Consider the following 13,500-nt stretch of genomic DNA (forward strand, 5'->3'; position numbering starts at 1 on the left):
AGGGTGAGGGGCTGCGCTAGAATCCCGAACCGCATGGTTCCTTGGATCACCCCTCACCCGGCGCCTTCGGCGCCACCCTCTCCCGGGGCGGGAGAGGGAAGGGACTTTCCAACAGGACAATGCCGATGACAGCCGCCTTCGTTGCCGGCGCCGACGTGCCGTTGAAGCGTCGATTGAAACGGGCCGAGCGGGCCCGGCAGTTCCGTGCGCTGGGTCTGGTGCTGCCGCTGCTGGCCTTCCTGCTGTTCACCTTCGTCGTGCCGCTCGCCGGCATGATCTGGAAGTCGGTGGACGACTGGGAGGTGCCGCAGGTGATGCCGCAGACCGTGGCGGCGCTGGAGCGGTGGAACGGCCAGGGCCTGCCCGACGAGGCCGCCTTCGCCGCACTCGCCGCCGACATCCGCACCGCGCGCGAGGCCGGGACGCTGGCCGTCGCCGCCAAGCGGCTGAACTACGTCGTCAACGGCTTCCGCACCACGCTGCTGTCGACCGGCCGCAAGCTGAAGGAGCAGCCCGCTCCCGGCACCGCCAAGGCGACGATGATCGAGATCGCCCCCGCCTGGGGCGAGCGCGAGAGCTGGGCGGCGATCAAGAGCGCCAGCGGTCCGGTCACCAGCTATTACCTGCTGGCCGCGGTCGACCTGACCCGCAACCCGGACGGCGACATCGTCCATGCCCCGGCGGACCAGTCGATCTACCGCGACGTCTTCCTGCGCACCTTCGAGATCGGCTTCGGCGTCACCGCGCTCTGCCTGATCCTGGGCTTTCCGGTCGCCTATCTGCTGGCGAACCTGCCGACCGGCCGGTCGAATCTGCTGATGATCTTCGTGCTGCTGCCCTTCTGGACCTCGCTACTGGTGCGCACCTGCGCCTGGATCGTGATCCTGCAGAGCGAGGGCATCGTCAACGGCTCCCTGCAATGGCTGGGCATCATCGACGAGCCGGTGCGGCTGATCTACAACCGCTTCGGCGTCTACATGGCGATGACCCATGTGCTGCTGCCCTTCATGATCCTGCCGCTGTACAGCGTCATGCGCGGCATCTCGCCGGCCTACATGCGGGCCGCCGCCTCGCTGGGCGCGCCGCCGACGACCGCCTTCCTGCGCATCTACCTGCCGCAGACCATTCCCGGCATCGGCGCCGGCTGCCTGCTCGTCTTCATCCTGGCCATCGGCTACTACATCACGCCGGCGCTGGTGGGCGGTGCCGCCGACCAGATGATTTCGTCCTTCATCGCCTTCTACACCACGGAAACGGTCAACTGGGGCCTCGCCTCGGCGCTGGGCGCGGTGCTGCTGCTGTCCACGGTGGTGCTGGCGGTGCTCTACGGCAAGCTGGCGCTCGGCCGCCAGACGACGGGAGGTCTGAAGAATTGAGCGCGAACCATTCCCCCGGACCGCCAGCCAGCGCATCGCCTGGATCGCGACGGTCGTCTCCGCCACGCTGGTGCTGTTCTTCCTGATGGCGCCGATCCTGGCGATCGTGCCGCTGTCCTTCAGCTCCAGCACCTACCTGACCTATCCGCTGCCGGGCCTGTCGCTGCGCTGGTACGAGGATTTCCTGGGGTCCGCCCGCTGGATGAACGCGCTGAAGAACAGCGTCATCATCGGCGTGGCCTCCGCCATGCTGTCGATGGTGCTGGGCACGCTGGCCTCGCTGGGATTGGCCCAGTGGAAGAGCAGGTGGAAGCCGCTGGTGCTGGCCGTCGTGCTGTCGCCGATGGTGGTCCCGGTCGTCATCACCGCCGTCGGCGTCTATTTCTTCTTCGCGCCGCTCGGCCTGACCGGCAACTATCTGGGCCTGATCCTGGTCCACACCGCGCTGGCGACCCCCTTCGTCGTCATCACAGTCTCGGCCACCCTGCAGAGCTTCGACATGACGCTGGCCCGCGCCGCCGCCTCGCTCGGCGCGCCGCCGCTGCTGACCTTCCGCAAGGTGATCCTGCCGCTGATCCTGCCGGGTCTGGCGTCGGGCGCGCTGTTCGCCTTCGCCACCAGCTTCGACGAGGTGGTGACGGTCCTGTTCCTTGCCGGTCCCGAGCAGCGCACGCTTCCGCGTGAGATGTTCAGCGGCATCCGCGAGAACATCAGCCCCACCATCACCGCGGTGGCGGTGGTGCTGACGGTGATCTCGGTCTGCATGCTGTCGACGCTGGAATACCTGCGCCGGCGCAACGAGCGGCTGAAGGGGAATGCGGGGTAGGGGGAGTGGGAGGTGCAATTGCCCCTCCCTAACCCTCCCCCTCTACGAGGGAGAGGGAACTGCCGCCGCTCCGCCAGTCCACCCTCTCCCGCGAAGCGGGGAGGGAAGGGGCCCGCGGCGTAGCCGTGGGAAGGGAGGGGGCACCGCACTCCACCGCATCACAAATAAGGCGGCGTGCAGGCGCTGATCAGCTCGCACTCCACGTCGCCGACGTTGCGGAAGCGGTGGGGGACGCGGCTGTCGAAGAAATAGGCGTCGCCGGGGCCGAGCAGCTGCTTGCGGTCGCCCACCGTCAGCTCTATCTGCCCCTTGATGACGATGCCGCCCTCTTCGGATTCATGCTGAAGCATGGTGCGGCCGGTGTCGGCGCCGGGGGCGTAGCGTTCGTGGAGGATCTGCAGGTTGCGGCTGCGCAGGTCGCCCACCTGCCGGAAGGAAACCTGGCCGACCGTGCCCTTCAGCTCGCCGGCCAACTCGATCAGCTCGTCGCCCTTGAAGAAGATCTGCTCGGGCGGCGGCAAATCGTCGGAGGAGAAGAATTCGGCCAACGTCATCGGGATGCCCTGAAGCACCTTGCGCAGCGACGAAACGGACGGGCTGCTGCGGTTCTGCTCGATCAAAGAGATCGTGCCGTTGGTCACTCCGGCTCGCTGGGCGAGCGCCCGCTGAGACAGCCCATGCTGCTCGCGGATCTGCTTCAACCTGGCGCCGACATCGAATTCCATCATCGGACTCCTGCTCCACACCACTCTAGGCAATAGCCCATTCGCGCAACCCCGTCATTAGAATATGAACAGCTAAACAGGGGTTGTTTAATTTATTAAACATGGTACGCTTCTTTCCATTATCCAGGCCCCCGCGCAGAAGCCCTTGACAAACAAGGGAAATTTCGCCGGGTGCGGCCTAACGGTTCCACAATCCTTCATCCAGGGCGGATAGAACATGCTGTCGCTGAACGACCAGGGCCTTCTCCGAACCAAGGGCTACGTGAACGGTGCGTGGCGCGCGGCCGATTCCGGGAAGAGCTTCCCGGTCACCAACCCCGCCACCGGCGCGGTCATCGCCGAAGTGTCCGACATGGGCGCCGCCGAGACGCGCGAGGCTATCGACGCCGCCAACGCCGCCCTGCCGGGCTGGAAGGCCAAGACCGCCAAGGAGCGCGCGGCCATCCTGCGCCGCTGGTACGACCTGATCCTGGCGGCGCAGGAGGATCTGGCCCAGCTGATGACCGCCGAGCAGGGCAAGCCCCTGACCGAATCGCGCGGCGAGGTTGTCTACGGCGCCTCCTTCATCGAGTGGTTCGCGGAGGAGGGCAAGCGCGCCTATGGCGACGTCATCCCCAGCTTCGCCGCCAACAAGCGCATCGTCGTGCTGAAGGAGGCCATCGGCGTCGTCGCGGCGATCACGCCGTGGAACTTCCCGAACGCCATGATCACCCGCAAGGTCGCCCCGGCGCTGGCCGCCGGCTGCACCGTGGTGGTCAAGCCGGCCGAGGACACCCCGTTGTCGGCGCTGGCGCTGGCCGAGCTGGCGGAGCGTGCCGGTTTCCCGGCCGGCGTCTTCAACATCGTCATGGGCCGCGACCCGGTCGCCATCGGCCATGAGCTGACCCACAGCCCGATCGTCCGCAAGGTCAGCTTCACCGGCTCGACCGAGGTCGGCAAGCTGCTGATGCGGCAGGCCGCCAGCACGGTCAAGAAGGTGTCGCTGGAGCTGGGCGGCAACGCCCCCTTCATCGTCTTCGACGACGCCGACCTCGACGAGGCAGTCAAGGGCGCCATGGCGTCGAAGTACCGCAATGCCGGCCAGACCTGCGTCTGCGCCAACCGCCTGCTGGTCCAGGCCGGCGTCTACGACGCCTTCGCCGCCAAGCTGGCCGAGGCCGTCAAGGCGCTGAAGGTCGGCAACGGTGCGGAGCCCGGCGTTACCCAGGGTCCGCTCATCAACGCCGACGCCGTCGCCAAGGTGGAAGAGCTGATGGGCGACGCGCTGGAGAAGGGGGCCAAGGTGGCACTCGGCGGCAAGCGCCACGCGCTGGGCGGCACCTTCTTCGAGCCGACCATCCTGACCGACATCACCACCGAGATGCGCGTCGCCCGCGAGGAGATCTTCGGCCCGGTCGCCCCGCTCTTCCGCTTCGAGACGGAAGAGGACGCCATCCGCATGGCGAACGACACCGAATTCGGCCTCGCCGCCTATTTCTACAGCCGCGACATCGGCCGTGTCTGGCGCGTGGCGGAAAAGCTGGAATACGGCATCGTCGGCATCAACGAGGGCATCATCTCGACCGAAGTCGCCCCCTTCGGCGGCGTCAAGGAGTCCGGCATCGGCCGCGAAGGCTCCAAGTACGGCCTCGATGATTTCATGGAAGTCAAATATCTCTGCGTCGGCCTCGGCGCCTGACCGTCGTCAAAGGGAACATGAAAATGAGCACCAACCAGTCCTTCGTCGCCCGTCGCGAGGCCGCCGTCTCCCGTGGCATTTCCGCCGGCATGCCCTTCTACATCGACCGTGCTGAAAACGCCGAGATGTGGGACATCGAGGGCAAGCGCTTCATCGACTTCGCCGGCGGCATCGCCGTGCTGAACACCGGCCACCGCCACCCGAAGGTGATGGAGGCGGTCAAGGGTCAGCTCGACCGCTTCACCCACACCTGCGCGATGGTCACGCCCTATGACAGCTTCGTCGAACTGGCGGAGAAGCTGAACGCGCTGGTCCCCGGCCCGACCCCGAAGAAGACCGCCTTCTTCACCACCGGCGCCGAGGCGGTGGAGAACGCCGTCAAGATCGCCCGCGCCTCCACCGGCCGTCCCGGCGTCGTCGCCTTCTCCGGCGGCTTCCACGGCCGCACGCTGCTGACCATGGGCCTGACCGGCAAGGTCGTGCCCTACAAGGTCGGCTTTGGTCCCTTCCCGGCCGAGATCTTCCATGTGCCCTTCCCCAACGCCTATCGCGGCATCAGCGAGGCGGAGAGCCTGAAGGCGCTCGACACCCTGTTCAAGGCCGACGTCGACGCCAGCCGCGTCGCCGCCATCATCATCGAGCCGGTGCAGGGCGAGGGTGGCTTCAACATCGCTTCGCCGTCCTTCCTGCAGGCGATCCGCGCGGTCTGCGACAAGCACGGCATCGTCATGATCGTCGACGAGATCCAGACCGGCTTCGCCCGCACCGGCAAGATGTTCGCCGTCGAGCATGCCGGGATCGAGCCGGACCTCGTCACCATGGCGAAGAGCCTCGCCGGCGGCTTCCCGCTGTCGGCGGTGACCGGCAAGGCCGCCCTGATGGACGCCCCGATCCCCGGCGGCCTCGGCGGCACCTATGCCGGCAGCCCGCTGGCGACCACCGCCGCGCTCGCCGTCATCAACGTCATCGAGGAAGAGAAGCTGGTCGAGCGCGCCGAGAAGCTCGGTGAGCGCATCGCCGGCCGCTTCCGCGCCATGGCCCAGCGCAACAGCCTGTCGGTGATCGGCGACGTCCGCAACCTGGGCGCCATGGTCGCCATGGAGCTGGTGACCGACCGCGAGACCAAGGAGCCGGCGGCCGACCTGACCAAGGCGCTGGTCGCCAAGGCGGCGGAAAAGGGCCTGATCCTGCTGTCCTGCGGCACCTACGCCAACGTCATCCGCGTCCTGGTCCCGCTGACCGCGTCCGACGCCCTGGTCGACGAAGGGCTGGACATCATCGAGCGTTCCCTGGAAGAACTGGTGTCGGCGTAACCTCTTCCATCCCCCATATCCCCTCTCCCCCCGGGGAGAGGGTTAGGGTGAGGGGGACGCATGGGGTGGATTTTCAAGAAACGTGACGTTCCGGCTCTTCAATCGGCGTCACGCAACGCATCCCCCTCACCCTGACCCTCTCCCCGGGGGAGAGGGGACTCAAGGGCGGGGGAGTGCCAATAAATCAGGAGGAAGAGACCTTGGCCGGACCCTTGTCGCACATCCGGGTGCTGGAACTGTCGCGCGTTCTCGCCGGGCCGTGGTCGGCGCAGACGCTGGCCGATCTTGGCGCCGACGTGATCAAGGTGGAACGGCCGGGCGCCGGCGACGACACCCGCGCCTGGGGTCCGCCCTGGGCCGGCGACCAGTCGGCCTATTTCCTGTCGACCAACCGCGGCAAGCGGTCCATCACCATCGACTTCGAACGGCCGGAGGGTCAGGAGCTTGTGCGCAAGCTCGCCGCCCAGGCCGACGTGGTCATCGAGAATTTCAAGGTCGGCGGGCTGGTCAAGTACGGCCTCGACTATGACAGCCTGAAGGCGGTCAACCCGCGGCTGGTCTATTGCTCGATCACCGGCTTCGGCCAGACCGGGCCGTACCGCAACCGCGCCGGCTACGACTTCATGATCCAGGGCATGGGCGGGCTGATGAGCATCACCGGCCAGCCCGACGGCGAGCCGGGCGGCGGCCCGGTCAAGGTCGGCGTCGCGGTGACCGACATCTTCACCGGCCTCTACGCCACCATCGGCATCATGGGCGCGCTGGCCCACCGCGACCGCACCGGCGAGGGGCAGCAGGTCGATCTGGCTTTGCTGGACGTCCAGGTGGCGGTTCTGGCCAACCAGGCGATGAACTGCCTGGTCGGCGGCAAGGCGCCGCAGCGGCTCGGCAACGCCCACCCGAACATCGTGCCCTATCAGGCATTCGCCACCCGCGACGGCCACATCATCCTGGCGGTCGGCAACGACGGCCAGTTCGCCAAGTTCTGCACGGTCGCCGGCCGTCCCGAACTGGCGAAGGACGAACGCTACGCCACCAACCCGGCCCGCGTCGCCAACCGCAAGGAACTGGTGCCGCTGCTGGAGGAGGTCATCCGCACCCGCGACAGCCATGATTGGCTGAGTGCGCTGGAGGAGGTCGGCGTGCCCTGCGGCCCGATCAACGACCTGACCGCGGTCTTCGAGGACCCGCAGGTGAAGGCCCGCAACATCCACCAGGATCTGCCGCACCCGACCCAGGGCAGCGTGCCGACGGTGGCGAGCCCGATCCGCTACAGCGGCACGCCGCTGGTCCACGACACCGCCCCGCCGACGCTGGGCCAGCACACCGATGCGGTGCTGGCGGAATCGCTCGGCTTGAGCGAGGCCGATATCGCGTCCTTGCGGGGTACGGGTGTGATCTGAGGGTGTGAAAAGTGACGCCGGCGGGGGAGTGGTGAAGCGGTAGCGTTCACACCCCCTCCGGATCGCAAGCTTGTCGTCAGCCAGCGCGAACGCCCCGCAGGAACTCGTCGACCGCGGAGCTGAGCGTTTTTGCTTCCCGCGAGAGTTCGCCCGCCGCGTCGAGCACCTGACCCGCCATGCTGCCGCTCAGGTTGGCCGCCCTCTGCACGTCGATGACGTTTGTGGAAACCTCCCTGGTTCCCGAAGCAGCCTGCGTCACGTTGCGCGAGATCTCGCTGGTTGCCGCGTTCTGTTCCTCCACCGCGGAGGCGATCGCCGTGGCGATGCCGCTCATCTGCGTGATGGTGGAACCGATCCCCTTGATCGCTTCGACGGCATCCGTGGTTACCGCCTGCATCGTGGCGATCTGGGCGGCGATCTCGTCGGTGGCCCTGGCGGTCTGGGTTGCCAGGTTCTTCACTTCCGACGCGACGACGGCGAAGCCCTTGCCGGCATCTCCCGCACGCGCCGCCTCGATGGTTGCGTTCAGCGCCAGCAGGTTCGTCTGTCCGGCGATGCTCTGGATCAGCGTCACCACCTCGCCGATCTTCTGGGCGGCGCTCGCCAGCCCGGCGACGGTGTCGTTGGTTCGCGTCGCATCCTGGACCGCCTGGGCGGAGATCTGCGAGGAGGTGCTGACCTGTTTGGAGATCTCGAGCAGCGATGCCGACATTTCCTCGGTGGCCGCGGCGACGGTCTGCACATTGGCCGAGGTCTGTTCGGCCGCCGCCGCGGAGGCCCCGGCCTGATGGCTGGTCTGTTCCGCCGTTTCGACCATCGAGGTCGCCGCCGACTGCATTTGGGCGGACGCCGTCGCGACACTTTCCACGACGGCTTTGACGCTGGCTTCGAAGCTCTGGGCCATTGCCGCCATTGCCGCCTTGCGATCCGCGTCCGCCTTCGCCTTCAGCCCTTCCTGCTCAGCCGCCAGACGGGCATTCTCGACAGCATTGTGTTTGAAAACCTCGACGGCCTTCGCCATGGCGCCGATCTCGTCGCGGCGGTCCTGCCCCTCGATCAGCACGCCGTTGTCGCCGGCGGCCAACCGTTCCATCATGGCGGTCATGTTGCGGATCGGTGCGGCGATGCCGCGCGACAGCAGCATGCCGGCGCCGGCCGCGACCGCGACCATGGCGATGCCGCCGGCCAACGTCACGGTGTACGAGGTGGAGAATGCCTCCGCCTGGGCGGCGGCCCGCTTGGTGAGAAGATCGCGCTCGACCTTGTCGATTTCCGCGATCTTGGCGCGCAGACCGTCCATCGACGCCTTTCCTGCGCCGGACGCTTCCAGGGTACGTGCCTGCTCGCGGGTTTCCGCCTTGGCCATGAGTGCGATTTCCTGTTCGGCGACCGTCGTCCGCCAAGTCTGCGCGAGCCGGTCCACCTCCACGAAGCGTGCCTGTTGCGCCGCGTTGTCCGCGGTCAACTGCTTCGCTTTCGCGAAGGCCTCCGCATAGGCGCGCTGTCCCGTCCGGTATGGTTCCAGGAACCTTTCGTCTCCCGCCACCAGATAGCCGCGGACGCCGGTTTCCTGGTCCACCATCGATGCCTGGATTCTCGAGACCTCCTCGAGAACCTCATATGTGTGGACGGTCCAGTCATTCGACGTCTCGATGAACGAGAGCTTCGAATAGCTGAAGAAGGCGACGATCATGGAGATGGCGACCAGTGCGGCGAAAGCGCCGGTCAATTTCTTGGAGATGGACAGATCTGAAAGGCCAGGCATGGTCTCTTTTTGCTCCCGCTTTTGCAAGGTATGGATTTTTGTTGTAGTAGGATCAGACTTTTGTGCGGTCCATGGTGATTAAATTGAATTAACCATCCACGAATCATTTCGAATTATGTTTTCATTTATTAATTAACATAATGCTAGTGCATAACACGCATGCGGATGGGGTTAGTTCTTATTGACTCTTGGTGACCCAAAATTCTTTATCAAAAAAGAGCAACAAAATATCTCGAAGTATTTGAAATTCAGACTGCGCTCGGTTTGTATTATATAGAGTGTTAACGGTTTGGTTGCGGTTTGCTTCGGGCTATGGTAGGGGCTGGCCTTCACATCGATTACACACTCAACCAACTCCCCGGACCGTTCCATGACCGCGGCACCCGCGACCGACACCCGCCTCGGCATCCTGATGATGCTGGGCGGGATGACGCTCTTCACGCTGAACGACGCGCTCGGCAAATGGCTGGTGGCCGACCATCCGGTCGCCATGCTGATCGCCGTGCGCAGCCTGTTCGGGCTGGCGGTGCTGGCGCCGATGATCCGGCGCGAGGGCGTGGCCAGGGTCTTCGCCGTCGACCGGCTGCCGCTGCACGTCCTGCGCGTCCTCCTGATGACGGTGGACGTCGCCTGCTTCTACTGGGCGGTCGGCTATCTGCCGCTGGCCGACGTGATGACCATCTACATGTCGGCGCCGCTGATCGTCACCGCGCTGTCGGTGCTGGTCCTGCGCGAGAGCGTCGGCTGGCGCCGCTGGGCGGCGGTTCTGGTGGGGTTCGTCGGTGTCGTCATCGTGCTGAACCCGACCGGCCGCTTCGACCTGTGGCCGTCGCTGGTGGCGCTGCTGGGTGCGGTCATCTTCTCCGCCGGCGTGATCTCCACCCGCGTCCTGCGCTCCGCCTCCAGCCTGACGCTGGTCGGCAACCAGATGGTCGGCGGCATCCTGATCGGCGGTGCGGCGTTGCCCTGGTCCTGGTCGGCGCCGGGCTGGGCCGGCTTCTTCCTGCTGGGGCTGCTGGGCATCACCGCGCTGGCCGGCCACGCCATGATGAACCGCTCGCTGCAGCTCAGCCCGGCCGCGGTGGTGGTGCCGTTCCAGTATGTGTCGATCCTGTGGGCGGTGATCCTCGACCTCGCCGTCTGGGGCACCGCGCCGACCGTCCGCATGGGGGTAGGGGCCGCGCTGATCATCGGCAGCGGCCTGTTCATCGTCTACCGCGAGCAGCGCGTGAAGCGCGGCGTGGCGGCGGAGGGGGTGGCGGAGGTGCCGTGAGGGGAAGGTTATGGCAACGGGTGCCCCCTCCCTAACCCTCCCCGCTCTCGGCCGGCCGAAGGCCGGTCCGATCGCGGGAGAGGGGACTGCCGCTGTGTTCCCGCAAGCGTCCTACCCCCTCCACCGCCAAAGGCGGGGGAGGGATGGGGAGGGGGCACCCGCCGTGACCACTCCCCCTCACCCCCAAAAAACCGCGGCACCAGCCTGATCGTCACCGGCTCCAGCGGGCGCCAGCCATAGTCGCGGATGACGTCGTTGGACTCCACCGCGCGGCGGTTGCGCTCCAGCGACCATGTGATGTGGTAGGTCGATCCGTCGGGCCGGTCGCTGGTGCCGTCGATGGCGACGATGAGCGCCTGCACCCCCTCGCCGTCGTCGGCGCAGCCGATCACCTCCGCAAGCGTCTCGGTCGGCAGCGGCTCATCCCGGCCGGCGCCGAACTTCTGGGTCACATGGTCGGCGACGAGCCGCTCGTAACGCTGCGGGACCAGGGCCAGCAGCCGGCCGCGCTCCTCCGCAGGCAGTTCCCAGCCGGTGTATCCCGCTCCCATCACCCGATCCTCCGATACGCACACGCCCGACTCAACTCAACGCCGGCCGCCGTTCATGATCCCGTCCATGATCTTATTCGCTTCGGCCGGGCCGGCAATCAGCTCGATCATGCGGATGGCGGTGTAGCCGGTGCGGGCATTGCCGGCGGGGCCGCCCAGCGCCTGCTGGGCCTTCTCGGTCAGCGAGGCGGTGGTCTTCTGCGTCATCTCCCGCAGCTCGCCGCGCAGGCCCAGCGAATCGGCGATGGTCGCGCATTTGCGCAGCGCGCGGGCCTGGTTCTCCGCCTGGGCCAGCTGGGCCCGCCCGTCGCCGCCGCCGTCCAGCGCGCCGATGGCCGCGACGATGCCGGCGTCGGCGTCCTGCAGGACCTGCGTCTTCACCATGGCGTGCACGGAGTTGCGGACTTCCTTCAGCCTCTGGTCGAAGTCCCGGTTGCGGCTGTGCTCCATCGCCGCGCGGGTGGCGTCCAGGCTGGCGACGAGGTCGAGCGCGAGGTCGGCCACCGCCATGCGGTCGGTGCCGGTGCCGGGCGCGCTGCGGAAGGCGCGCGACCGGTCCTCGATCTGGGCGACGACGGTGCCGCTCAGCGCCATGAACAGGGCGGCGCGGTCGGCCGACTTCTGGCCCAGATCCATGTCCCACAGCCCGCCCAGCAGGACCGACGGGTCGCTGAGGCGCGATGTGGCGATCAGGACGAAGATCTTCAGCGCCTCCGGCCGGGCGCGGGTGATGCGGCGGCCGATGGCCTGGATCGCCTCGACATGGTCGGCATGCAGCTTCGGTACCGGCTTTGGCGACAGCGCCGCCTTCATTTCCGTCACCTCGGGCGCGATGGACAGGATGGTGGCGATGTCGGTCAGCGCCCGCATCCGCGCCGGATTGATCCGCAGCTCCAGCGCGTCGCTGTAATGGCCGGCGACCGCGCCCTCGGCGATCCGCGCCACCGCGACCCCGCACTCCGCCCAGAAGGCTTCGGTCAGCGACTTGCGTTCCGGTCCGTCCTGCAGGGCGGGGCGGAAGGCGCGCAGCCGCTCCTTGCCGATCTCAGCCTCCACCAGCGGCCACAGGCTGTTCATCAGCGACCGCTCGATCACGCTCAGCGGCACCGGATCGGCTTTGCCCAACGCTTCGAACAGATCCTCGAACGGGTCGCAGAACAGGCGCTTCAGGGTGGGGCGGCGGTGCAGCCGCAGCTCGACCAGCCGGGGGCGGATCACGGCGATGGTGCGCTGGATATCGGGGTGGTCGTTCATCCGCTCCAGCAGATCGACCACCTGCCGGAACTTGGCCTCGTCGATGTCCAGAAGCTTGTCGCCCAGCGCGACCAGATCCCTCATCTCCATGGTCAGGCCGCCCTCCCTTTCAGCGTCTCGATCCGCATGACCAGATCGACGTCCAGCTGGCCGCTGCGCCAGTCGACATAAGCGCGCACCGACCGTTTCTGGCTGGAGATCAGCTTGTCCGCCAGCAGCGACTGGTCGGCGCGCCCCTCGTCGCGGGGCAGCAGCGGGATGACGCGGAAGATGTCGTGGACGGCCATGTCCTGGCTGTAGCGGTCCTGGGTCAGCGCGTCGCTCCACAGCAGGATCAGGTATTCCCAGCCGTCCAGCAGCCAGGACAGCCGGCTGGACGCCTTGCGGATCTGCGGCCGCTTGGTTTCCCACTGGCGCAGCAGGACCTCGAAGGAGGCCATGGCCTGATCCAGCTGGCCGATGACGTTGCGGGCGTGGTTGACCGTGTGCTCCGCCACCTCGGCGCAGAAGCCGCCGATGGGCGCCGCTTCGGACACGTTGTCGGTGGCCCAGTCGGTCATGCTGTCGCGGAAGCCCTGCAGGTCGCGCATCAGCCGCCGCAGCCGCGCCGGCTTGGGCGAGGTGGCGAGCCCGATCGGCTCCATCAGCACCGCCAGCTCGGCGATGCGGCCGTAGAGTTCGGTCGGCTCCAGCGCCAGCCGCTGCGCCGCCCTCATCATCAGGTCGCGGGTCAGCTTCTGACCTTCGGCGGAGGCGAGGCCGACGCGCAGGATCTCGGTCGATTCCAGGCCGACGGCCTTCAGCGCCTCCACGATCAGCTGGTAGTTGATGAGCAGCCGCTGCTCCTCGTCGTCGTTCAGCGCCGCTTCCGCCGCCGCCACCGCGCCGCCGCCGGCAAGGCCGCAGCGCGCCGCCTCCAGCACCGCCTTGCGGATGTCGTCGGGGGAGCAGCCCTCGGCCTTGGCGATCAGGTCGTGCAGCATGCGGTCGTGCACGGTCATCGGGAAGGCCAGCGGCAGCGACTTCCACGGCACCACATAGACGCCGCGCCCCTCCGACAGGTTGGGCACCAGGACCTCCAGCTGGTCGCGGCTGTCCTTGCGCACCCGCGTCTGGGCCAGCACCGGCGTGGTGAAGGCCACCGCGGCACCGCGTTCCTCAAAGGTGGACGGGGCGAAATTGGTAAGGGAGCGCATCGTGTCTGCGGCCGTGGCTGCCAGGGAGTGTCGAAACCGGATCGTCCGATTACGGCCCGGGGAAGCTGAATTTTGCGTTAAATCCAATATAAGCGCCTGCGAAAATATATCACGTTCGGGCTAGGGAATGGGAACTCTTG

11 protein-coding genes are annotated in these 13,500 nt (G+C 67.1%); 6 read left to right on the forward strand and 5 right to left on the reverse strand.

Annotated elements, in window-relative coordinates; all coding sequences use genetic code 11:
* Positions 1 to 125: 125 nt before the first annotated feature.
* Together AB8P05_RS23165 and AB8P05_RS23170 are read left to right on the forward strand one after the other, a co-directional pair.
* Positions 126 to 1,376, forward strand: a complete 1,251-nt coding sequence (locus tag AB8P05_RS23165; RefSeq protein ID WP_455175122.1) for an ABC transporter permease — start codon at positions 126 to 128, stop codon at positions 1,374 to 1,376.
* 70 nt (positions 1,377 to 1,446) lie between these two features.
* Entirely contained in the window at positions 1,447 to 2,202 is a 756-nt protein-coding gene (locus AB8P05_RS23170) for an ABC transporter permease (RefSeq protein ID WP_472761060.1), read from the forward strand.
* 158 nt (positions 2,203 to 2,360) lie between these two features.
* Here the strand turns inward: AB8P05_RS23170 and AB8P05_RS23175 are convergent, their stop codons facing one another.
* Positions 2,361 to 2,927 carry a cupin domain-containing protein gene (locus AB8P05_RS23175; RefSeq protein ID WP_455175201.1) on the reverse strand — a complete coding sequence of 189 codons (567 nt, stop codon included), beginning with the start codon at positions 2,925 to 2,927 and terminating at the stop codon, positions 2,361 to 2,363.
* A 217-nt stretch (positions 2,928 to 3,144) separates the two neighbouring features.
* On the opposite strand from AB8P05_RS23175, the gene AB8P05_RS23180 reads away from it, so the two are divergent.
* The 3 genes from AB8P05_RS23180 (at position 3,145) to AB8P05_RS23190 (ending at position 7,321) form a co-directional block, all read left to right on the forward strand.
* Positions 3,145 to 4,605, forward strand: a complete 1,461-nt coding sequence (locus AB8P05_RS23180; RefSeq protein ID WP_472761061.1) for a succinate-semialdehyde dehydrogenase — start codon at positions 3,145 to 3,147, stop codon at positions 4,603 to 4,605.
* Positions 4,606 to 4,628: 23 nt separating this feature from the next.
* Positions 4,629 to 5,918, forward strand: a complete 1,290-nt coding sequence (gene gabT, locus AB8P05_RS23185; protein ID WP_472761062.1) for a 4-aminobutyrate--2-oxoglutarate transaminase — start codon at positions 4,629 to 4,631, stop codon at positions 5,916 to 5,918.
* 200 nt (positions 5,919 to 6,118) lie between these two features.
* Positions 6,119 to 7,321 carry a CaiB/BaiF CoA transferase family protein gene (locus tag AB8P05_RS23190; RefSeq protein WP_472761063.1) on the forward strand — a complete coding sequence of 401 codons (1,203 nt, stop codon included), beginning with the start codon at positions 6,119 to 6,121 and terminating at the stop codon, positions 7,319 to 7,321.
* Between the two features lie 76 nt (positions 7,322 to 7,397).
* Here the strand turns inward: AB8P05_RS23190 and AB8P05_RS23195 are convergent, their stop codons facing one another.
* Positions 7,398 to 9,086 carry a methyl-accepting chemotaxis protein gene (locus AB8P05_RS23195; protein ID WP_472761064.1) on the reverse strand — a complete coding sequence of 563 codons (1,689 nt, stop codon included), beginning with the start codon at positions 9,084 to 9,086 and terminating at the stop codon, positions 7,398 to 7,400.
* A 370-nt stretch (positions 9,087 to 9,456) separates the two neighbouring features.
* Here AB8P05_RS23195 and AB8P05_RS23200 point away from each other — a divergent pair, with 370 nt between their 5' ends.
* Positions 9,457 to 10,359 (forward strand): DMT family transporter, encoded by a 903-nt coding sequence (locus AB8P05_RS23200; RefSeq protein WP_472761065.1) that lies wholly within the window; start codon positions 9,457 to 9,459, stop codon positions 10,357 to 10,359.
* Between the two features lie 8 nt (positions 10,360 to 10,367).
* On the opposite strand, the gene AB8P05_RS23205 is transcribed toward AB8P05_RS23200, so the two are convergent.
* The 3 genes from AB8P05_RS23205 to AB8P05_RS23215 are packed head-to-tail and all read right to left on the reverse strand — an operon-like array spanning position 10,368 to position 13,360.
* On the reverse strand, positions 10,368 to 10,910 hold the full coding sequence (locus AB8P05_RS23205) for a hypothetical protein (RefSeq protein WP_472761066.1): 543 nt from the start codon (positions 10,908 to 10,910) through the stop codon (positions 10,368 to 10,370).
* Positions 10,911 to 10,946: 36 nt separating this feature from the next.
* A complete protein-coding gene (locus AB8P05_RS23210) occupies positions 10,947 to 12,254 on the reverse strand; it encodes a hypothetical protein (protein WP_455175115.1) in 1,308 nt (435 codons plus the stop codon).
* Positions 12,255 to 12,256: 2 nt separating this feature from the next.
* On the reverse strand, positions 12,257 to 13,360 hold the full coding sequence (locus AB8P05_RS23215) for a hypothetical protein (RefSeq protein ID WP_472761067.1): 1,104 nt from the start codon (positions 13,358 to 13,360) through the stop codon (positions 12,257 to 12,259).
* Positions 13,361 to 13,500 lie beyond the last annotated feature (140 nt).

The sequence above is a fragment of the Azospirillum sp. VT-I1 genome (assembly GCF_055698305.1).

Excerpts from the sequence above, each read along its gene's own strand:
- AB8P05_RS23165 (WP_455175122.1), top strand. The coding sequence starts at position 126 with ATGACAGCCGCCTTCGTTGCCGGCGCCGACGTGCCGTTGAAGCGTCGA.
- AB8P05_RS23175 (WP_455175201.1), bottom strand. The coding sequence starts at position 2,927 with ATGGAATTCGATGTCGGCGCCAGGTTGAAGCAGATCCGCGAGCAGCAT.
- AB8P05_RS23180 (WP_472761061.1), top strand. The coding sequence starts at position 3,145 with ATGCTGTCGCTGAACGACCAGGGCCTTCTCCGAACCAAGGGCTACGTG.
- gabT (WP_472761062.1), top strand. The coding sequence starts at position 4,629 with ATGAGCACCAACCAGTCCTTCGTCGCCCGTCGCGAGGCCGCCGTCTCC.
- AB8P05_RS23195 (WP_472761064.1), bottom strand. The coding sequence starts at position 9,086 with ATGCCTGGCCTTTCAGATCTGTCCATCTCCAAGAAATTGACCGGCGCT.
- AB8P05_RS23200 (WP_472761065.1), top strand. The coding sequence starts at position 9,457 with ATGACCGCGGCACCCGCGACCGACACCCGCCTCGGCATCCTGATGATG.
- AB8P05_RS23205 (WP_472761066.1), bottom strand. The coding sequence starts at position 10,910 with ATGGGAGCGGGATACACCGGCTGGGAACTGCCTGCGGAGGAGCGCGGC.
- AB8P05_RS23210 (WP_455175115.1), bottom strand. The coding sequence starts at position 12,254 with ATGGAGATGAGGGATCTGGTCGCGCTGGGCGACAAGCTTCTGGACATC.
- AB8P05_RS23215 (WP_472761067.1), bottom strand. The coding sequence starts at position 13,360 with ATGCGCTCCCTTACCAATTTCGCCCCGTCCACCTTTGAGGAACGCGGT.